At 61.5% G+C, this 21,508-nt stretch carries 18 protein-coding genes; 7 read left to right on the top strand and 11 right to left on the bottom strand.

Going from position 1 to position 21,508, the window contains the following annotated elements; translation table 11 throughout:
* Positions 1–21: 21 nt before the first annotated feature.
* Both P5540_11515 and P5540_11510 read left to right on the top strand, forming a co-directional pair.
* The gene (locus P5540_11515; GenBank protein ID HRT65442.1) at positions 22–1,143 is read left to right on the top strand and encodes an anaerobic sulfatase maturase; all 1,122 of its coding nucleotides are present in this window, start codon (positions 22–24) and stop codon (positions 1,141–1,143) included.
* Positions 1,144–1,257: 114 nt separating this feature from the next.
* Positions 1,258–3,870, top strand: a complete 2,613-nt coding sequence (locus tag P5540_11510; protein ID HRT65441.1) for a hypothetical protein — start codon at positions 1,258–1,260, stop codon at positions 3,868–3,870.
* A gap of 36 nt (positions 3,871–3,906) precedes the next feature.
* Here the strand turns inward: P5540_11510 and P5540_11505 are convergent, their stop codons facing one another.
* From P5540_11505 to P5540_11490, 4 genes are all read right to left on the bottom strand, one after another.
* Complete coding sequence (locus P5540_11505; GenBank protein HRT65440.1) at positions 3,907–4,320, bottom strand: NUDIX domain-containing protein; 414 nt, start codon at positions 4,318–4,320, stop codon at positions 3,907–3,909.
* 12 nt (positions 4,321–4,332) lie between these two features.
* Positions 4,333–5,358, bottom strand: a complete 1,026-nt coding sequence (locus P5540_11500) for a zinc-dependent dehydrogenase (GenBank protein ID HRT65439.1) — start codon at positions 5,356–5,358, stop codon at positions 4,333–4,335.
* Between the two features lie 5 nt (positions 5,359–5,363).
* A complete protein-coding gene (locus tag P5540_11495) occupies positions 5,364–5,576 on the bottom strand; it encodes a hypothetical protein (protein ID HRT65438.1) in 213 nt (70 codons plus the stop codon).
* Positions 5,577–5,758: 182 nt separating this feature from the next.
* The gene (locus P5540_11490; protein HRT65437.1) at positions 5,759–7,192 is read right to left on the bottom strand and encodes a sulfatase; all 1,434 of its coding nucleotides are present in this window, start codon (positions 7,190–7,192) and stop codon (positions 5,759–5,761) included.
* Between the two features lie 95 nt (positions 7,193–7,287).
* On the opposite strand from P5540_11490, the gene P5540_11485 reads away from it, so the two are divergent.
* Entirely contained in the window at positions 7,288–9,246 is a 1,959-nt protein-coding gene (locus tag P5540_11485; protein HRT65436.1) for a CRTAC1 family protein, read from the top strand.
* A gap of 12 nt (positions 9,247–9,258) precedes the next feature.
* On the opposite strand, the gene P5540_11480 is transcribed toward P5540_11485, so the two are convergent.
* Both P5540_11480 and P5540_11475 read right to left on the bottom strand, forming a co-directional pair.
* Positions 9,259–9,660: a YraN family protein gene (locus tag P5540_11480; GenBank protein ID HRT65435.1), complete on the bottom strand. Its 402-nt coding sequence runs from the start codon at positions 9,658–9,660 to the stop codon at positions 9,259–9,261.
* An 18-nt stretch (positions 9,661–9,678) separates the two neighbouring features.
* On the bottom strand, positions 9,679–10,098 hold the full coding sequence (locus P5540_11475) for a hypothetical protein (protein ID HRT65434.1): 420 nt from the start codon (positions 10,096–10,098) through the stop codon (positions 9,679–9,681).
* Positions 10,099–10,265: 167 nt separating this feature from the next.
* Here P5540_11475 and P5540_11470 point away from each other — a divergent pair, with 167 nt between their 5' ends.
* Positions 10,266–11,687, top strand: a complete 1,422-nt coding sequence (locus tag P5540_11470) for a cyclic nucleotide-binding domain-containing protein (protein HRT65433.1) — start codon at positions 10,266–10,268, stop codon at positions 11,685–11,687.
* Positions 11,688–12,198: 511 nt separating this feature from the next.
* Entirely contained in the window at positions 12,199–12,468 is a 270-nt protein-coding gene (locus P5540_11465) for a hypothetical protein (protein HRT65432.1), read from the top strand.
* Positions 12,469–12,555: 87 nt separating this feature from the next.
* Here the strand turns inward: P5540_11465 and uvrB are convergent, their stop codons facing one another.
* The 3 genes from uvrB to P5540_11450 all read right to left on the bottom strand — a co-directional run bounded on the left by uvrB (position 12,556) and on the right by P5540_11450 (position 18,311).
* Positions 12,556–14,550 (bottom strand): excinuclease ABC subunit UvrB, encoded by a 1,995-nt coding sequence (gene uvrB / locus P5540_11460; protein ID HRT65431.1) that lies wholly within the window; start codon positions 14,548–14,550, stop codon positions 12,556–12,558.
* A 54-nt stretch (positions 14,551–14,604) separates the two neighbouring features.
* Entirely contained in the window at positions 14,605–16,617 is a 2,013-nt protein-coding gene (locus P5540_11455) for a bifunctional (p)ppGpp synthetase/guanosine-3',5'-bis(diphosphate) 3'-pyrophosphohydrolase (protein HRT65430.1), read from the bottom strand.
* A gap of 95 nt (positions 16,618–16,712) precedes the next feature.
* Entirely contained in the window at positions 16,713–18,311 is a 1,599-nt protein-coding gene (locus P5540_11450; protein ID HRT65429.1) for an ADP-ribosylglycohydrolase family protein, read from the bottom strand.
* A 102-nt stretch (positions 18,312–18,413) separates the two neighbouring features.
* Here P5540_11450 and P5540_11445 point away from each other — a divergent pair, with 102 nt between their 5' ends.
* Positions 18,414–18,830: a hypothetical protein gene (locus P5540_11445; GenBank protein ID HRT65428.1), complete on the top strand. Its 417-nt coding sequence runs from the start codon at positions 18,414–18,416 to the stop codon at positions 18,828–18,830.
* A gap of 35 nt (positions 18,831–18,865) precedes the next feature.
* On the top strand, positions 18,866–19,273 hold the full coding sequence (locus tag P5540_11440) for an archease (protein ID HRT65427.1): 408 nt from the start codon (positions 18,866–18,868) through the stop codon (positions 19,271–19,273).
* Positions 19,274–19,380: 107 nt separating this feature from the next.
* On the opposite strand, the gene P5540_11435 is transcribed toward P5540_11440, so the two are convergent.
* Together P5540_11435 and P5540_11430 are read right to left on the bottom strand one after the other, a co-directional pair.
* Positions 19,381–20,595, bottom strand: coding sequence for a hypothetical protein (locus P5540_11435; GenBank protein ID HRT65426.1), 1,215 nt, complete (start codon positions 20,593–20,595; stop codon positions 19,381–19,383).
* Between the two features lie 57 nt (positions 20,596–20,652).
* Positions 20,653–21,504: a transporter gene (locus tag P5540_11430; GenBank protein HRT65425.1), complete on the bottom strand. Its 852-nt coding sequence runs from the start codon at positions 21,502–21,504 to the stop codon at positions 20,653–20,655.
* Positions 21,505–21,508 lie beyond the last annotated feature (4 nt).

Genomic DNA, 21,508 nt, shown 5'->3' with positions numbered 1-21,508 from the left:
GCTGTGTCAAATGGAAAAACCGTGGACAAACCGTTTCAACTCTTGATCAAGCCGGTGGGCGCGGATTGCAATCTGCGTTGCGCGTATTGTTTCTATCTGCCCACGGCCCACCTATATCCCGGCGAAACGCCGAAACGGATGCCGGACGACATTCTGGAAACCATCACGGGCGGTTTGCTTGAACACCGGTTTCCACAGACGGTCTTCGCCTGGCAGGGCGGCGAGCCGACGTTGGCGGGCCTCGATTTTTTCCGGCGGGTGGTGGCCTGCGAACAACGGCTTGGAAAAGGGGGGCAGTCCGTCGGAAACACGCTGCAAACCAACGGCGTGCTGCTCGACGATGAATGGTGCCGTTTCCTGCATCAATACCGTTTTTTGATTGGACTGAGTTTGGACGGCCCGAAGGAAATCCACGACTTGCACCGCCGCGCGCCGGGCGGACGCAGCGCATGGGAACTCGTGATGGATGCGGCGCGCCTGATGGACAAACACGAGGTCCTGTACAACATCCTCTGCGTGATCCATCGCGACAACGCAGGCATGGGCGCGGACCTTGCCCGGTGGTTCGTCCAGCAGGGATTCCGCCACCTGCAATTCATTCCGTGCGTCGAGCCGGGCCAGCCCCTGAACGTTACGCCGGAAGCCTACGGCGCGTTTTTGTGCGACGTGTTCGACTACTGGATCAGGGAAGGCGTCGAGCGCGTGTCCATTCGCGATTTCGAGGCGCTGATCGCGGCGTGCATCAATCATCCCGCCGGCCTGTGCACCTACGGCCGCAGATGCAACCATTACCTCGTCATCGAACACAACGGCGACGTGTACCCGTGCGATTTTTTTGTGCGCGAGGAATGGCGCCTCGGCAACGTCATGGAGCATCCCCTCGAATGGTTCATGCGATGCGAAACGCACAAGCGATTCGCGAAACTCAAGCACAACGTGCCCGCGTGCGCGGGGTGTCCGTGGCGCGGCCTCTGCAACGGCGGCTGCATCAAGGACCGGATGGCGGGCCAGGGCGTATCGTCGCCCAGCCCGTTGTGCCCGGCCTACAAGATGTTTTTCCGCCACGCGGAACCCCGGTTGCGCGAATTGGCCCGCCGCGTGGCAAGACGGCAGCAGCGACATCCGGCGTCCCCCTCGCAATAGCCGCCCCGCGCCGTTTCGATAAGCCGTTTTCGGCAGGTTGATGCAATTCCCGGACAGGCATAGAATGATTGCGATGATCGGGACGCATATAACAGTCCGCGGAGAGGATCCGACATGAAACAGGCAATGCTTGTATTCGCAATGGTCTTCGTTTGCATGGCGGTGGCGGGATGTCCGCCGCCGGCAACGGGCACGGGGGCGCTGATGGTTACGATTCAGCCCGCCGGCGCGCGGGCGGCGGGCGCGCAATGGCAGGTGGACGGCGGCGCGTGGCAGGACAGCGGCGCGACACTGACCGGGCTGTCGGCGGGTGTTCATACCTTGTCGTTTATGAGCATCGCCGGTTGGCAGGCTCCGGGCAATACGGCCGTGACCGTTGTCGGGGGACAAACCGTGCAGTTCGAAGGGATTTATTCGCTGCTCGCGGAAACCGGATCGCTCGCGGTCTCGATTGCGCCGGAAGGGGCGCGGGCGGCGGGCGCGCAATGGCGCGTGGACGGCGGCGCGTGGCAAAACAGCGGCGCGACGCTGACCGGGTTGTCCGTCGGCGCGCACGTCGTGTCGTTCAAGGCGGTCGCCGGATGGATCGCGCCCGGCAATCAGACCGTCCAGATTGCCGCGAGCCTTGTCACCAACGCCATGGGCACGTACACGCTCGTGGCCGAGACCGGTTCGCTGACGGTCGTTCTCCAGCCGGACCTGGCGGTTTCAGCGGGCGCGCAATGGGCCGTGGACGGCGGGGCGTGGCAGAATAGCGGGGTCACATTGACGGGCCTGTCCGTCGGCGCGCACGCGGTGTCGTTCAAGGACATCGCGGGCTGGACGCGCCCCGGCGAGCAGAATGTCAACATCTTGGCGAGTCAGACCACGTCCGTCACCGGCGCCTACACGGCGGTCGCGCAGACCGGTGGCGTGACCGTGGTCATCGAACCGCAGGCCGCGCGCGATCTGGGCGCGCAATGGCGCGTGGACGGCGGCGGCTGGCAAGACAGCGGCGCGGTGCTGGCCGGTCTGGCGGCCGGATCGCATACCCTTTCTTTCAGCGATGTCGCGGGATGGGTAAAGCCGGCCAACATGTCCGTCAACGTCGTGGCGAACCAGACGCTGACCTTTACCGGCGCATATGTGTCGGCGGCGGAGACGGGTTCGCTGATCGTGACGATTTCCCCCGAAAGCGCACGAACAGCCGGCGCGCAATGGCAAGTGGACGGCGGCGCGTGGCAGGACGGCGGCGCGACGGTCGCCGGGCTGAGCGTCGGTTCGCATCTGGTTTCGTTCCGGGAAGTGCAGGATTGGACCAAGCCCGCCGACCGGACCGTGGACATCGTCGCCACGCAAACAACCACGTTGGACGTAACATACACGGCGTTGGTCCAGACCGGCTCGCTCACCGTGACCATCGAACCGCAGGCCGCCCGCGAGGCCGGCGCGCAATGGCGCGTGGACGCCGGGACATGGCATGCCGGCGGCGAATCCGTTTCCGGCATTCCAGTGGGCGATCACACCGTCTCGTTCAATGTGGTCGCGGCCTGGATCAAGCCCGTCAGCCAAACGGTTGCCGTTTCAGCGGACACGCCCGCCTCCGCGTCCGGCACGTACACCCGGCAACTCGCTTCCGCGGGCATGGTCGTGCTCGCCTACAACGATCTCGGTATGCACTGCATGAACCAGGATTTCTCCGACTTCATGATCCTGCCGCCCTACAACACACTGCATGCGCAGGTAATCGATCGCAGCGGCGAGGAGCCGCATATCGTCCAGAGCGGCATCGCCGTCAGTTACACGTTCCCCTCGAATACGACGTCCGTGGGCAAGACGAACTTCTGGGAATACGCGAAAACCCTGTTCGGCCTCACGTCGCCCCTTGCGCCCGACACCGGCCTGACCGGCAACAAATTGTCCGGCCTGATGGTCTCGCAGAAACCGTTCGGTCGCACCGACTGGGCCGTGACCGGCATCCCCATCACGCCGCTCGACGACGACGGATCGGAAAACCCGTATCCGCTGGCGGTCGTGACTGTCACGTTCGGCGGCCAGCCGCTCGTGCAGACGCAGGCCGTCGCGCCGGTCTCGTGGGAAATCAGTTGCGATCTCTGTCACCGGGGCACGAGCGGCGTTTCGACGGGCACGATGATTCTCCGTTCGCACGACCGCCTGCACGGAACCACTCTCGAAAAGCACAAGCCGGTCACGTGCGGCGCGTGCCACGCGCAACCGGCGCTCGGCATGCCCGGCATCGCGGGACGTCCAAACCTTTCGAGCGCCATGCACGCCGCCCATGCGCCGCGCATGTTCATGGCGGGTCTCGAAGTGGATTGTTACGCCTGCCACCCCGGCGTCCGCACACAATGCTTGCGCGACGTGCATTACAGCCTCGGCTTCACGTGCGTGACGTGCCACGGCGGCATGACCGATGTGGCCGATCCGGACCGCGTGCCATGGCAGACCGAGCCGCGCTGCGACGACTGCCACCCGCTGTATCCGCGGATCGGCGTGGAATACGAACAGCCCAACACACTCTACCGCAATTCCAAAGGCCATCACGGGGTTCACTGCGCGGCCTGCCACGGAAGCCCGCACGCGATTACGCCCACCGTGAAAACCGAGGACAACATCCAAGCCATCGCCGTGCAGGGTCATGCGGGAAAGATTGACGCGTGCCCCGTCTGCCATTCCAAAACGCCCGGCGACGATCCCTTCGACCATCGTTATTCGCCGGATGATTGATCGCGGAAAAGCGCGGAAGCATCGGAAATGCGGGGTTCATTCCTCCCGCGCGCGGCCGTAGGTCCTGGCAAACGCCAGAAACGGCGGCGCGAGATCCATTCGGGCCAACTCGCGGACATCGGCCCACGTAAAATCGTCGTGTTCGGCGCTCAGTCGGACCGGACCGGATCCCGCCCGAGCCTCCATGACCAGATAGGCAATGATGCGATCCGGCAGTTCCGATTGGGCGGCGCCCACGACCCGTTCGACGGAAACGGCAAGCCCCGTTTCTTCGGCCACTTCGCGGCACAAGGCCCGGTCCACGGATTCGCCCGGATCCAACTTGCCGCCGGGAAGGTCCCACTTGCCCGCGTTGCCCTGGCTGGCCGCGGAACGTCTCAACAGCAGGCAGCGACCGTTTGCGTCGCGGACCAGCGCCTTGACGGACAACGAAAACGGCTTGTTTCCCATGCTTCCGTTCCTTTAGCGCTGCGGCTCGACGATGACTTTGAGCGAATCGCCGCCGGCGGCGACGAGTTGGAATCCCATGCCTGTCTCCGCGAGGCCGATCCGGTGCGTAATCATATCCGCGACGGGTAAACGTCTTGCGCGCAACAGTTGGATCGCAACTTCGGCATCGTAGGGACTGTTGGCGTAACTAGGCATGACGGTAATGCCGTTGCGCCAGAAATCGTTGATGGGGATGGGCAGTTCGACGCCCGGATCGCTCGTCGCGAAACAGAGGACCGTCCCGCCGCGGTCCACGGACCGCAACGCCTGCCTGAACGCGACCATGGCCCCCGTGCAGACAATCACGAGATCGGCCAGGCGTCCGCCGTTCGCGCCGCGCACGCGGGCCGGCACATCCTCCCGCGCGTCAATCGCCACGTCCGCGCCGAAGCTCCGCGCCCGGTCAAGGCGATACGCGCTGATGTCCGTGGCGATGAGGCGCCCGGCGCCCATCGCGCGCGCAAGCATGATGTGCAGCATGCCCGAAATGCCCGCGCCCATGACCGCGACCGTCTGACCGGGGCGGAACCGCGCGAGGCGTTGTCCGCGGACAACACATGCCAGCGGCTCGATGAATGCGCCCTCCTCGAAGGACACCTCTTCGGGCAGGAGGAACGTGCCCCGGTCCACGTTGATTTGCGGCGCGCGCAGGTATTCGGCGAACCCGCCCGGATCGAAATTCGTCGTGTGCAGCGTTTCGCACACCGTGTGGTTGCCGTGTAAACAATACCAGCACGTGTTGCACGGCACATGGTGCGACACGAACACGCGGTCGCCGGCCTTGAAGCGCGTCACGCCCGCGCCCGTTTCAACGATTTCGCCCGTGATTTCGTGGCCGAGCACTTTCGGCGCTTTCTTGACGCGGTACCATTCGAGGACGTCGCTGCCGCAGATGCCGCTTGCAATCACCTTGACGAGCAATTCGCCCGCGCCGATTTTCGGAACCGGCATCTCCTCGATCCGAATGTCGTGGTTGTTGTAATACATTGCGACGCGCATGATCGTCATCCTTCCGGCCGCACGATGCAATAGCCCTTTTCAATCAGCCAATGATGAAACTCGTAGGTCGTGTGAATGCAGTGATGGACGCAAATGTCGCGCACCATGTCATGGCCGCCGGATCCCGGCTCCTGCCGGTCCAGCAGCGACTGGACCGGACATTGCATGTCCTTGCAGTATTCGCGGCGCTTGTAGTCAACATATCCCGGCAACGGCATTTTTCTTCTCCTCAGTGCAATCCGGTTGCCATAATAACAAGCACGCGGCGCGGAAGCGAAAGGCGCGCCACGCATCACGGACCGCATCAAAAAATCCCTTGGCCGCGAAAAACGGAACAGGCTGTCCGCGAGTCAAGGGGAGGCGCCGGGGCGTCCCAAGCACGAACATTCGGGGCGCACCCTCACAGATAACCGTTGGCGCGGAGGGCTTCCTTGTCCTGTTCGGCCAGTTCGGGGGCCAGCGGGCCGGCGGGCGGGCCGGAACCGGAAGCCGCCGACAGGGGCTTGATGGCGGCGAGGCGCGCGAGCATGTCCCTTGCCCGATCGGGCGAATCGGCCATTCGGTTGTTCGCCTCCGCCGGATCCTCCAGGACGTGATACATCTCGTGCCGGTCGTCGGAAGAATGAATGATTTTCCATGGAAATTCGTAGTAGGCCGTGCGTATGCGCTTGAATCGCCTGCCCCAGACGGGGCTTGTGACGTCCCATGGCCGCGAATAGCGCAGTTCCGCCAGGAGCGGCGCGTCCGACTCCAAATCCGGGGCGCGGGACGCCTGCCCGATCCCCGCGGCGTTCCGCATCGTGCCGTAAAGCTGGATCAGAGAGACCGGCTTGTCGCTCCACCGGCCTTGGCGCTGCCCGGGCGCTTTGACGAGCAACGGCACGTGCAGGACCTCCTCGTACAAATCCTTGGAATGTTGAGCCAGGAGGTGTTCGCCGAGAAATTCGCCGTGATCCGATGTGACAATAAGGAGGGAATTGTCGTAGACCCCCTGTTTTTTGAATTCGTCAATCATCAGCCCCATGGCATAATCCGCGTTGGCGATCCCCATGTCGTATTGCGCGGTGACGTCCCGCACGAGTTGTTCGTCGGCCGGTTTTTCACCCGGCAGGACGGCTTCGAGGAGTTTGTTGATCAGGCCGGTATCCTGCGGGACTGGTTCGTCGAACGCGCCCGGACACGGCTTCGTGTTGTACCGGAAATGGGCGTCCATGACATTCACGAACAGGAAAAACGGCCCGTTTTTCCGGGCGCGCAGCCATGCGGCAACCGGTTCGACCATTTCGACGCCGGGCCTCCGCTGGACGTCGTACACATTGAATCCCTGCGTGAAATTCCAGCGCATGCTCATGTAGGCGGTGTTTGCGGTAAAGGCGGCCGTGACGTATCCGGCCTCGCGCAGCGTTTCGGCCAGCATGACTTCCGAATCCGGCACGGGCGGCTCGACGACTTCGATTTCGCCGTTGGCGTTCGTGCGAAGGCTGGCGTCAATGCCGTGCTGAAACGTATGCCGCCCCGTGAACAGGGTGGCGTGCGACGGAAGCGTCCATGGGGCGGTCGCATAGGCGTGGCGATAGGCCGTGGAGACTTGCGCGAACGCGTCCACGCGGGGCGACGTGCGCCGCTTGTAACCCCAACAGCCCAAGTGGTCCGCGCGCACCGTGTCGAGGACAATCAGGATCACGTTGGGCGGCCCCTGTTTTTTTTCACGGCATCCGGCGCCGCCGATCGCCAGTCCCGCCGCGCCCAAGGCAGAGAGACAGAACGTCCGGCGGTTCAGAAGACCCCGGCGGGAATGCGCTGCGGATCGGGATTTTTCAATCGCTCGTTTCACCGCTTCCATTTCCTCTTTTCATAAAACAGCGAATTATTCTATATGATCCGGATGTCCGTTGACACGTTACACGGGGCGTGGCACAATGAACGGACATGATCGCGGGCGGTAACCGGTCGTTTGCAGCGCCCGCGTTCGGCCAATCGTGTCAGGGAAAGGCGCCGGTCTTGATTTCACGCGACAGGATATTGCAAGCGTTTGCGATTGTGCTGGGAGGCGTTGCGGCCGCAGCCGAATCGCCTGTGTTTGTGCCGCACGAGCCGGGTTTCCGCGCATTCATGCTGCACGACCTCGGCGTCGCGGATTTCAACGGCGACGGCAATCTGGACATCTTCACCACGAACTGTTTCTCGCCGCCGAATCTTGTCGCCGGCGACGGGCGCGGCGGCTTTCAGCAGGCGCGGACGAAGATGGGCCTTGACTTGACCCCGGACATTCCCGGATTCGGCGCATGCGAAACGCCGCCCGTCATGGACAAGCCCGGACTCTACCTCTATGTCGAAAAGCGTTATGTCTGCATTCAGTCGCACAACGCCGCCGGACTCGCGCCGATGCGCGGTTCGGTGCGGACCATCTGCCGCGAAAACCTGACGGAAGTCCGGGACGCGGAAGTCCATGTGGACCGTCGTCTCGAATCGTCGGGCATCGTTTCCCGCACGATTTCGTTTTCCTGCGGCGAAAACGGGTTGATCCGCTTCAGGCCCGAGCCGCATCTCATCGATCCCATGACGATCACGCTGGACGAATCCGTCCCGCTCGACCAAGTGTTCATGGGGCCGGAACGCGTTCCGCCGCCGTCGCGCCGGTTCGATGTCTTCTTTCAAGACCCGCACAGCATGGCATGGGCGGACATCAACGCCGACGGACGCCCCGACGTGTTCATCGGGCGCGGCGCGATGCTGTCGGATCCCGGCCTCGATGCGCGCATCGCCGAACTGCAGGACCGGCTGCTGCTGGCCGCGGATAGCCGGTTCGACGACGTCATCGCGTCTTCCGGCATCCGGAAAAACGGCTGCCCGAACCGCAAATCCTGCTGGGTGGACGCCAACGGCGACGGCTTGCTGGATCTGTTTTACACGGGCGCGCGGGGCGCCCGGAGCGCATTGTATGTGCGCAGGCAGATGACGCCGCCGCTGTTCGAGGAACGGGCGGGCGCGTTCGGCGTGGACAATCTGCCGCACGGGGGCTTCTGTTGGCGCGACCTGGACCATGACGGGCGCGCGGATCTTGCCGCCGGCATGGACGATCATCTCGTCATTTTCTGGGGCGGTGATCCCTCCTCGCCCCGCATGGCGCGAACCCCCATCGCAACAACCGCCGGGGCGCCCTATGAAATTCTGGCGTCCGATTACAACCGCGACGGCATGGCCGATCTTCTATGCGTCTTTCTACGGCCCGAGCCGGCCCTGATGCTGTTGACCAACAAGGGCGGACGGACGTTCGAGCGGGCCGACATGGCCGCCTTGGGATTGCCCGAACGGGGCATGGCCGCGGCTTGGTGCGATTACGACAACGATGGGTTGCAGGACCTTGCCGTCCTCCCCGGGGATCTGTACCGCCAAATCCGGCCCGGGCGTTTCGAGGCTGCGGGATTGCTGGCCGGCCTCTTTCGCGATACCCCGACGCCGCCCGACCGCGCATGGATTTCATGGTTCGACATGGACAACAACGGCACGCGGGACCTGCTGGCCGCGGTGCGCTTGACGGGGGATCGCGTGGAACCGCCGGGCGTGGTTCCCGATCCCTATGTTTGCCAACTTGTGCTGTTAAGAAACACCCTCTCGGACAATCGGTGGATCGAGATCGATCTCACGGGCCCGGACGGCAACCGTCCGGCCATCGGCGCCCGAGTCACCGTCCATGCCGGCGCTTTGCGCCAGACGCAGGACGTGGGGGAACACGAGGGTTCGGAAAACTCGCAGGGACATTACCGTCTTTACTTTGGACTGGGCGCCGCTGCAATCGTTGACGCAATTGACGTCCAATGGCCGGATGGATCCCACAAGGCCCTTGCGAACGTCGAGGCCGGGCAGGTGTTGCGCATCGCCTATTGACGCCGGGCAGGTTCACTGCGCGCCGAAGGCGTCCTTGAACAGCGTAATCCGGGGTCGCCCCGTTTCAGGAATGACCACCGAAACGATGTCGAAGCGATAATACATGCCGGGATTGTTCTCCCGGGCGGCATACCGCCGCGCCGCGGAGGCCAGTTTCCGCCGCTTGATCGGGCCGACGTTCTGCTCCGGCGGGGCCAGCGCATCGCTTCTTCGCGTTTTCACCTCGACGAAGACCGTCGTGTCGCCGTCGCGCGCGATGATATCCACTTCGTACCGCCCGATATGCACATTGCGGCCCAATATCGCGTATCCGGCCCCGCGAAGCCATCGGGCCGCCAAATCTTCCCCCTGCCGGCCCAACGGACGCGGCGCGCGGTCGAAAAACGGAATCAGGCGGCTCAACCAGCGGGGCATGGCGAAAAACTCGCCGCGTCAATCAAAGTGACGGTGAAAATAGGTGGGATTGTCAATGCACTTGAGGTCTATCTTGAGAAAACGCTCAAACTCTTTTTGGGTAATCGGACGATCCGTGGCGGGATGGTCGGGCGCGAATTCAGGCGGCGGAACGTCCGTCAAATCTTCGGTTCCCATGGACAAAGGATGGCTGATTCCCAAGAACCCCGATTTGAGGAACTCCTCGAGAAACGGCTCCACGATATCGGCCAGATGCGCCTTCCGTTCTTCCCGGGTTCCGGAAATCAGAATTTGCCGGTTGACGGCAATGACCTTCCCATGAAACAGCACCATGAGTTCCTGGCATTCGGGACATCCCATGACGACGGCCATGTCGCGCGGGGGATTGGGATGAAATGTCTGCTCGGCCCGGCAATGCGGACAAACCACTTTTTTCATAGCGTCTCCATCCGGCCAACTCGAAAAGGATTAGCACATGAAGTATGATAATTTTAGTGGATAGCCGCGAGCACTGTCAAATAATGCGAATTCACGATCGGCTTGATACATCGTGCATGCAGTGGTAAGATGAATGCGACACGCAACACGGGTTCAGGATACGCCCGATGCTCGGATGGGGCCGCGAAAAAAAAGAAACGCATGAGCCGGAACGGAAGCCCGTCATGCCGGAAAGCCGGGCCATGCCGCCGCCGGCGGCTGCGACCGCGCCGTCTCCGGCCATCCCCTCGCAACCTTCCCCGCCTACGAAAACCCTCGAGGACCTGTTGCTCGAAACGGGCACCATCTCCGAGGAACAACTGCAAAAAGCCAAGGAAAAACAGGCGCGGGAGGGCGGTTTCTTGGGCCAGATTCTTGTGGACATGCAGTGCATCGGGGACGATTCGCTCACCTCGTTTCTCGCCAAGCATTGCCGCATTCCGCATCTGAGCCTGCTGGACTATCTCATTGACGAGAACTTGTTGAAACTGGTGCCGAAGGATATCTGCGAGAAATATTGCGTGCTGCCCATAGACCGGCTGGGACGCAACCTGACGGTCGCCATGGTCAATCCGCTCGACGCCAAGGCCCTCGAAGCGGTACGGAAGGCGTGCCCCGATTTGCGCATCAAGCCCATTTTGTGCGCGTACAATCATTACCAGACCGTGTCCCAAAAATTGTTCAACCCGGAAGCCCGGAAATCGTCTTCTCTTTCGATGACCAGCCTTGGCCTGTTGTCGCCGAAAGCCAAGACTGAAAAACCGCCCGCGATATCCGAACCGGAGCCGCCGCCGGCGCTCGAACCGGCGGCTGAACCGGAGTCCAAGCCGGAACCTGTACCCCTTCAGCCTCCATCTCCGTCTCTGCGGGAAACCACAACGGCGCCGCCGACGCCGACGCCCGTTGAAGCCAAGCCGCTGATGGACAGCGACATGCTGTTGGACACGCTTTTTGGCCAAGCGCCCGCCGTTTCAATGAATAGACCGCCTTCCCCGGCGCCCGTCGCGCCCGTTGCGGCCACCGCCCCCGCCGCGCCGGCGATGTCATCCACCAACATGGATTCATCGCTGATTATCCGCGAGATGTTGTCGGTCATGCAGGACAGCATGTACGACACGTATGCCGTGCTGGCGCGCCGGATGGACCTGTTTCACGGCCTGGCCGCCGCGGATGTCGCGAAGATTTTCGCCAAGGGCGTCACGCGTGAATTCGAGACCGGCGAAGTCATCTTTCGCAAAGGCGACGCAGGCGCCGAGTTGTACGTCATCCTGAGCGGCAAGGTCGAGATTCGCGATAACGGCCGTGTGCTGGCCCTGCTCGACAAGGGCGATATGTTCGGGGAAATGGCGTTGGGCGGCGATCAGACGCGCAGCGCCACCGCCACGGCCGCCGATACGACCAGCGCGCTGGTGTTGAGCAACGACATCATCCACAACGTCCTCGGCAAAGAGGCCGCCCTGCGCATTCTCGAAAATATCGTGATTACGCTCAGCGCGCGCTTGCGGGCCGCCAATGAGCGGATTGCCCACTCGGAAGCCGGCGGCGCGTGAAGCATGCCCGGGCTACCCGCCCGTCCGGTCTTATCCTTCCAGGCGGGCGGAGATCGTATAAAATTCTATGCGCCGTCGAAACATAACGCCGAATTCCAATATGGTTGGGCCAACAATGCCTGTGCTGATTCGGAATTCGGCGTTGCCGTTCGATCTGTAGTTATTCACCTGATCTGACTGGACGGAGTGGACTACGCCCGGCAAGCAAAATGCATTTGGGGCTATCTCGTCCATGAAATTAGCCAATCATTTCCGTTTCTACCGGCAAGGCGGGTCCAGACCCCGACAGGGCTAACCTCAATCGGGGCACGGAAACCCAAAACCGGGTCTGCCCGCTCTTCCCCGGATGATCGACAGGAATGTTTTTCAAGTCGCCACTGTTTACCAGTCAAGACGTTGTTGGAAACGGAGGCATTATGGAGCCGTACTTGCTTCTTTCCGACAGCGCCAAATGAGTGAAGAGCATGGGAAAAAACACCACGATGCGTGGTTCAAGCGAAGGAGCGAACACATGAAACAAATTCAATGGGCGGTGATCGTTGTTGTAATCGTGGCGATGTTCATGAGCCTGAGCGCGTTTGCCTCGTGCGGCAACTGTCCGGGCGACAAGGACGCCAAGGCTGGCGCGGCTGCATGCGCGAAGGACGGCAAGGCGGCCTGCGACGCCAAGGACGCAAAGGACTGTTGCCCCGCCAAAGACGGCAAAAAGTGTTGCGACGGCAAGGACGCAAAATGCTGTCCGCCCGAAAAGAACGACCAAAAATGCAAGAAGGCGAAATAACGGATTCCGCCTTTCGACACATTGGGTGAGTGCCCTGGACTTGAGCGAGGGCTGCAAACCCCGCGCCCCCATTTTCGGCGCGGGGTTTTACATTTCCTCAATCTGACGCTGTTCGAGCGCACGGATGCGGTCGCGGTATTCGGCGGCCTTCTCGAATTCCATTTTTGCGGCGGCTTCGCGCATTTGATGGCGGAGTTTGCCAATCGTTTTGGCCAGATCGTGGGTGGGAATGTAGGCGTCGTCGTCTTCCGCCGCTATTCGCACGGTGACATAGTCGCGCTCACAGATGTTCGCCAGCAGGTCCGGGATGGCCTTCTGGATGGATCGCGGCGTGATCTTGTGTTTTTTATTGTACTGGATCTGTTTTTTCCGGCGGCGGTTCATCTCACGCAGCGCGCGATCCATCGAACCGGTTATTTTGTCCGCATACATGATCACGCGCCCGCCCAGATGCCGCGCGGCGCGTCCACAGGTCTGCACGAGGCTCGTTTCGGACCGCAGATAGCCTTCCTTGTCGGCATCGAGAATCGCAACGAGCGCCACTTCCGGAATGTCGAGTCCCTCGCGCAACAGATTGATGCCCACGAGCACGTCATAGTCGCCTTTTCGCAAAGCGCGCACGAGTTCGATTCGTTCGAGCGTCTCCACGTCGGAGTGCATGTAGCGCACGCGCACACCGAGGTCCGAATAATAGTCCGTCAGGTCTTCAGCCATGCGCTTGGTCAGAGTCGTGACCAGCACGCGCTCGCCCCGTTTCGCGCATCGCCGGATTTCGTCGAGCAGATCGTCCACTTGGGTCGCGGCGGGCCGGACTTCGACTTCGGGATCGGTCAGGCCCGTGGGTCGCACGACTTGTTCGACGACAACGCCCTCGCTTTTACGGAGTTCGTATTCGGCGGGCGTCGCGCTGACGTAGATGCACTGGTTGACGCGCGCTTCGAATTCGGCAAAGGTCAGCGGCCGGTTGTCCACCGCCGACGGCAGCCGGAATCCGTATTCGACGAGTTTGTCCTTGCGCGAACGGTCGCCGCGATACATGCCGTTGAGTTGCGGAATGGACATGTGGCTTTCATCAATGATGATGATTGCGTCATCCGGAAAATAATCGAGCAGGGTGTAGGGCGGCTCGCCGGGACGCCGCCCGTCGAGATGGCGCGAATAGTTTTCGATGCCGCTGCAATAGCCGATTTCCTTCATCATTTCGAGGTCGTAGCGGGTGCGCTGATCGAGGCGCTGCGCTTCGAGCAGACGGTTCGCCCCCTTCAGTTCCGCGAGGCGCTCGTCCAGTTCAGCGCGGATGGTGCGCAGCGCGCGTTCCATGATGTCGGCGGTCGTGGCGTAATGCGTGCCAGGGTAAATCGTGACCATGCGCGGCTTGCGCACGGCCACCCCGCGCAGTGGATCAATTTCCACGAGGTGGTCCACCTGGTCGCCGAAGAATTCCACCCGCACGGCGATATCCGCCTCATACATCGGGAAAATGTCCACGATGTCGCCCCGCACACGAAATGTCCCGCGGTGGAAATCCACATCGTTGCGCGTGTACTGCATCGCGACAAGGCCCGCGATGAGTTTTTCGCGCGGGAGTTCCGCGCCGCGTTCGATCTCGACGCGCAACTGCCGGTACAACTCCGGTGATCCGATGCCGTAAATGCACGACACGCTCGCCACAATCAGGCAATCCCGCCGGCTCAGCAGCGACCGCGTGGCCGAGTGCCGCATCTTGTCTATTTCGTCGTTGATGGACGAATCCTTTTCGATGTACGTGTCGGTCGAGGGAATGTACGCTTCCGGCTGGTAATAGTCGTAGTAACTGACGAAATACTCGACGGCATTGTTCGGAAACAGCGATTTGAACTCGCCGTAAAGTTGCGCCGCGAGGATCTTGTTGTGGGCGAGCACCAGCGCCGGCCGGTTGACCCGCGCGATGACGTTCGCGATGGTAAATGTCTTTCCGGAACCCGTCACGCCCAGCAGCACCTGGTGCCGGCGGCCTTCCCGCAAGCCCTCGACCAGTTCACGAATCGCCTCCGGTTGATCCCCTTCCGGCCGGAACGGGCTGATCAATTCAAAGCGGTCCATGCGACGTTGACCTTGTTTCCCGGCGTGCGATACAACCACATGAGTCCGCCCTCTTTATTTGTGCCCGGGCTTCGGCGTGTCCGGGACGGGATGTACGGCAATGTCCACCACGCCGGGAACCGTTCGGATGACACGCACGACACGGTCCACCACGCCCTTATCCGAAGCGTCGAAAGCCACGTCGAAATTTCGCTGGCCGTTTTCGCCGGGCATGAATTGCGCGTGGGTGATATTGATGTTGAGCGGGGCGATGGCGTTCGTGATGTCGGCCAGCATCGTGGGCCGTGCGCCGGTGGTCACGCGCAGCGACGCATGGACGCGCCGCTCGCCTTCCCACGACGCTTCGATCATGCGGCCGGGATCGCGCCGGGTACGCAGGAAATTGCCGCAATCGGCGCGGTGAATGATGATGCCCGTGCCGCGTGTGGCGTATCCAATCACCTCGTGGCCGGGCATGGGATTGCAGCATTTGGCAAAGGATACGGCCATGTTTTTCGCGCCCTCGACCCGGATCAACTTGCCGCGCGTGGCTTCGTCCACCACGCGGACCGGCGCCTTGGCCACCGCCGGACGCGGCGGAGCCGCCTTGGGTTTTTCCGGTTCAAGCGGTTCGATTTCTCCCATCTCGCGCAGGCGTTGCCGGATCTTCGCGCGGGCGCGCGCGCTGACGACGATATCCAGCCAATCCACATGCGGCGTCTGATTCTTCGATGTCAGAATTTCGACACTGTCGCCGGTTTGCAGCGTATAACTGATGGGCACGATGCGCCCGTTGACCCGCGCGCCGAAACACCGGTGGCCGATGTCCGTGTGGATGCTGTAGGCGAAATCGAGCGGGGTGGCGCCGGCGGGCAACTCCCGGATTTCGCCCTTGGGGGTGAACACGAACACCTCGGACATCTGCACGCCGCGGCGGACGTCGTCGAGGAATTCGTCGGCGGCATCCTCTTCCCGGAGCGACTCGAACATTTGCTTGAGCCACTTGAGGTCTTCCTCCATGCGCGTGTCGGAAAACGCATACCCTTCCTTGTATTTCCAATGCGCGGCGATGCCTTCCTGGGCCGTGCGATCCATCTCTTCCGTGCGAATCTGGATTTCGAGCGGCATGCCGTCCTCGCACATGATGGACGAGTGAATGGACTGGTATCCGTTGGCCTTCGCCATCGCGATATAATCCTTGAAACCGCCCGCGATCGGCGTCCACAGGCGGTGAACCACGCCGAGCGCCTCGTAGCATTCCGATTCCCGCGTCGTAATGATTCGGATGGCCTGGATGTCCCGGATTTCGTCGAAATCCTTGCCTTGTCGGAGCATTTTTCGGTAAATGCTGTACAGGTGCTTTGGTCGGCCGATGACCTGCGCGGCGATTCCTTCCGCGGCCAGTTGCCGCGACAAGAATTCGATGGTTTTTCCGAGCCATTCCTCGCGTTCGCGTCGTTTCATGGCCACCCGCGCCGCAACTTCCTTGTATTCGGTCGGATACAGCCGGTGAAAGGCATGATCTTCCAGTTCCCATTTCCAGCGGGCGATGCCGAGCCGGTGCGCGAGCGGCGCGTAGATGTCCATCGTCTCGCGCGAGATACGTTCGATTTTGTCCGGTGGGAGGAATTCGATGGTGCGCATGTTGTGCAGCCGGTCGGCCAGTTTGATAAGCAGCACGCGAACGTCGCGCACCGTGGCCACGAGCATCTTGCGGAGGCTGGCCGCCTGCTTTTCCGCGCGCGAGGACACCTGCGGCGCCGGCATCGCGCCGATCTTTGTCACGGCCTCGACGAGCATGGCGACCGTTTCGCCAAACTCGTTTTGAAGGTCCTCGCGTGTAATGGGGGTGTCCTCGACGACGTCATGCAGCAAACCCGCCACAACCGTTATCGTGTCAAGGTTCAGCATGGCCAAAATCCGCGCCACGGCCAGCGGATGCGAAAGATAGGGATCGCCTGAAAGCCGGAACTGCCCCGCATGGGCGCGATCGGCCATGCGGTAGGCGCGCCGGATGATGTCCAAGTCCACGCCGGGAGAATTTTTCCGGATCAGCTTCAGAAGTTTTGTGAATTCAGTCCGCATCATGGCGGCCACAGCCCAGTTTCATAAGGGGTATTATCATAAGGCGGCACGGCCGCGATATCAATGCGGCGCAAGCCCCCATTTGCGCCCCGATCGGGTCAGCCGGCGCCGGCAATCCGCACGGTTGAAACATACGCCGCCTCGAACTCCCACCCGTTTGCATGGTTTTCGATGCGCACCGGCACCGTTTGGCCGGCGTATTTTGAAAGGTCAACCGTCACCGTCTGCCATTTGCCGTGCGAGGCAATTCGTTTTTCGACCGCGAGGGAATCGTTCACGAAAACCTTCAGGACGAAATCGCCTTTCGGATCGGAGGTTACCTCCATTTCAAGCACAGGTTTCTTCGCGGAAGGAACCGCCAGTTCCGCCGTGATGACGGCGGGCGTTTCACGATTCACGGGATGGAGCAGCAGGACGTTGTCGCGCTGAAATTTTCGGTGGATGCCGGGTTGCATGTCCGTTCCGCAGGCCGCGAGACGCCATGCCGGATTCCACGCGGCCATCTCCGCGGGCATAATGGGCACGGACAGGATTTTCATCTGATCGGTCCACTGTTCCAGCGGTTCCGGCGCTTTCGGTTCCTGGCGGTTGATGAGATAGACCCCGTCTTTCACTTCGCCGCCCGCCTGGCGGATGATGGCCTCGGTGAGTTTCCGGCACGCGGGAATCAGCGTCTTGAACGAGTACCCGGTGTGATCGAAACGCGTGTCTTCAATGGCCGCGAAGCCGTCCGTCCAATGCGGATCGAGCGCGGAAAAGCCCTTCATGCAGCACAGCACGCCGGCGGCGTTCGACGGATTGCAGTCGTTGTCCTGGCCGCACCGCACGGCTATTTCGAGGGTTTTCGCCAGATCCCCCCCGCCGTACAACAGCCCCATGACGATATAGGCCCCGTTGAGTTTCGCGTCAATGTTGAAGGGATCGCCGGGCGCGCAGTCCACGTCGTCCTGCCATTTTTCCTCAATCTTGTTCCATGCCGCGAGCCAGTCGCCGGGATGCTCCTTGTGCCATTCGATCACGTCGGCGATGCACTTGTAATACAGGGATTCGGCCGGAATGCAGGCCAGCCCCGCCCGGACGACCTTCTCGACGTCGTTATCCTCGAAATAGGCCTCGGTATACATGCCCGCGACGAACAATCCGCCGTACACGCCGTCGCCGTAATTCATGATGTGCCCGAAAATATTGCCGAGCCGGTTCGATTCCTGCGGCATGCCGGGACAGAGAATGCCGAACAGGTCCGCTTCGATCTGAAAATCAATGTCGTCCGCGTGCCGGTTGTGCTCGAAATGGCCCGACAGCGGCGGCATGATGCCCCGGCGCACGTTGTCGCGTCCGACGCGGTTCGCATGCCAGAGCGGAAACTGCGTGGCGGCGAAATCGGCGCCCGCCTGTTCGTAGGTGGGGTTGAGGCCGTGGGTCTCCAGCGTCTTGAGGAACGTCATTTCGACATAGCAATCGTCCTGTCCGATGGCGCCCCGAATGCGTTCGGGTTTCCAGGGTTCGAGCGGCCCCTCGACCGTTTTCCCGTTCGACTTGAACTCGTAGATGTCGCCGAAGCACACGCCGATCATCTGGCCGACCCAAGCCCCTTTGCATTTGTCGAGATATCGTTCTTGGTCCAAGGCAAACGTATCGCCCGGCGACTGACCCGCCAGGACAAGACCCACGCACACGCCAACAAGCCAGAATTTCATGCTCCATGTCCTTCCCAAGACTTTTTCTGCCGATTGGTGTATCCTAAGGCCGAAAAGCGCCCGGCTTCAAACATCCGCCGGAGCCATTTGGGGAGGGCGAACATGGACCGCTCCACCAAGATACTAATCGCGGCGGCGGCGCTGCTGGCATTGCCGCTGGGCATCGGATTCTACCGGCAGTACGGCCCCTCGCTGCGTCATTCGATGGGGTTCTCGCAGGAGAGCCGGGAACGCGAATCCATCCGCCAGTACATCCAGGACGAGTTCCACGAACATATCCGTGTTCACGACGACATCACGACCACGGAACTCCGTGCGGAGCAGGCCAAGGGCGTTGTGGCCGTTTCGGTCGAACTATCGCCCGCCGAATCGGACGGCGTTCGCTATTACACCGTCAGCGCCACGTTGACGCACAAGGGAATCGTCCGCGGAACAGCCTACGGGACCGTGACCGTCGAACCTTCCCAGGGCGGTCCCCCCACGTTGCATTACGACGTGCGGTTCGACTACGCCAATTGAAGGATTGTCGCCGGCGAAACATGCGCAAGGAATAAATGTCTTTTCGTTTTCTCGAACATACGGCCGACATCCGCGCCGAGTGCGAAGCGCCCACGTTCGAGGGGCTGCTCGAAGAAGCCGCGCGCGCGTTGTATGCCGTCGCGATGGCGAACGTCCGGAACGACGGCGGGGATACGCGCACCGTGGCGCTGGATACACAAAGCAGGGAAGAATGCCTCGTTCGATGGCTTCAGGAGTTGATCTTCCTGCTCGAAACCGAACAATTCGTGGCGGTCCGCTTTGCGTTTACGCGCAAGAACGGGGAATCACTGGTAATCCGCGCTTCGGGTTATCGTTGTACCGGCTCCGAACGCGCCATGGAGGTCAAGAGCGCGACCTACCACGCGCTCGAAATGGAATCCTCGGAATCCGGCTGGATTGCGCGAATCGTTTTCGATGTGTAAACCCGGAGACGGCTCGGAGCGTGTGAAGAAATTCGGAGCGACGGCTTGCGGCGCCGAAGACCGATTCGGCTTGGGTAATGGCCGTTCGGCCGAATCGGAATTCGGCGTTACCTTTTTGGCTGCGCAACTAAACTCACAAGAAACCGGGCGCGCCCGCGCGACAGGATCGCGGCGCCGAAGGCCGTCAACGCGGCGATCAGCGCGCCCAACGCAACCGGACCCGGCGCGGACAAAGCCGGGAGCAGCCAAACCTCAATCTGTATTGTCGCCGAGAAAGTGGCGTTGTTTTCATCCATCGCCGTGCAGGTATAGGATCCCGAATCGCCGACCGAAAGGTTCGTTCGGGTATAGGTGCGATTCGTGGCGTCTTGGATTTTGACGCCGTCCTTGGCCCATTCGTAGGAGACCACGCCGGCGGCGCATTCGACGTCAACGCTGAGTTCCAATGTTTCGCCCACCTGGTAGCGAACGGGGCATTCCAGGAACGTGAAGGACAGGATGCAATGGCAGTCCTGGCCGGCGGGCGGATGTTTCGCGGGATTGAGCGCGTATTCGGCATACTTTTCATGTTTGAGTTCCGGCGGAAACAGCTCGCCCACATATTGATATTCGCATTCGTTGGAAAACCCGTCGCCGTCCGCGTCGCCCATCTTGTCGAAAAATTCGGGCATCCGGGTGTAGTTGGACAGATCCGCGATGGTTCCGTTCAGTATGAACATAAACAACCTGACGAAGCCCGCCGACCCGGTCGCATCCACGAAGTTGGGTTCCGGCGGCGAACCCTGCATGTCGCTGAAGACGGCGTCGCCGTATCCCGCGATCATGTGGCCGAGCAATATCTGCGGCCATCCGTCGGGCAGGCTTCCGAACAGACTGCCGAGGTCGCTCGCCATCTGCGCGGCGTTGGCGTTCAGCGCGGCCAGCACCTTCGCGTGCGACAGCCCGGCGTAGGTGTCGTGCGCAGGAATATCGAGCGCAGTGTTGCGTAGCGCTTCCTCGATGAGCAGAAGGTCGAGGCGGCAATCGCTCCAGCCGTTGCCGGACATGCTGTACTGAAGGGGATCGCGCAAAACCCACGAAATGCCGTTGAGATCGTCCGAACCGGGCAGGAGGTAACTCGCGATCCATGACGGAATGGGAGGCGGCGGGGCGCCGTTGTCCAAAATGGCCTGTTGCGCGTCGCAAAAGCCGTTGATGGGCGCGCTGGTAACGGGATTCGTGCCCCATGGCCATACGGGCGCCTCGAACGCCATGCCACCGCCGGTTGCGCCTGCCGTTGCAAGAAAAAACAGCGCACTAGCCCACACCCGTCTGATTCTCATGGCCATAGCCTCCTGGTTTCCATGGTTCCGCATGCGACCGCAAGAAAATTCCGGTTACTAGCCGTTCGTTTTTTTGAATGGGTGTTCAAGGCTCAAATAAAAAAACATTCCCACTTCGTTATCGCTGGGACCCAGGCCTATCGGGACCGCGATTCCCGGCACAATCTGCAATCCCGACTTGCAGTTGACGGCAAACCGAAACCCCGGACTGAGGAAAAACGCATCCGATCGTTCCGTTTCCCCGTTTTCCCGCACGGATTCATTCGAGAACCACACGGATTCCAGCATCAGATCGAAGTTCTTTGCCGCATTCAGAATCAGGCCGACGCCAAGGTTGTAGCCGAACAGATCGGCTTTGGCGCCGCCCGCTTCCTCGGCGTCCGGGATAAACGTGGCCCCCGCATTGAGATGGGTTGTCCATCGCGTGGAAAGCGTGAGGCTGACCGGCATGTTCGTCTGGAATCCAAGCGCATCGTTGCCGAGACCCTCCTTTTCCTCGCCTGTCGGCAGGATCAGCGAGAGACGGGGGGAGAAGGCCACGCGATCCGACGCGAGGGCCTGGTAACGGTAATTGATCATCACGTCGCCCAATCCGTCGTGGCCGTTGGAGGCGTCGGGCCGAAAGAGCGGGATGGTATACGACAACTGATGTTTTTGATTGGGCACGGGCCATTCCTGGGTAAAGGTGTATGCCCACGTGCCGTCGCGCAGGTATTGGAACGTCTGGATGTGTTGAACGACGCCCGTTTCCTGGTTGTAGGCCTCCTCGATCAAGAAGGAATTGTCTTCGATGCGCGGCGGCGCTTCGGACGGTTCGCCCGCCTGCCGGGATTCCGCCTGCGCGAAAAACGAGGCCGCGATCAACCCGCTCAGCGCCAGATAATGCACGAATCGGAAGCGAATTTTCATGACG

The organism is Candidatus Hydrogenedentota bacterium, from assembly GCA_035450225.1.
Lineage (GTDB): Bacteria > Hydrogenedentota > Hydrogenedentia > Hydrogenedentales > SLHB01 > DSVR01.
This window is presented reverse-complemented; position numbering and strand designations above follow the sequence as displayed.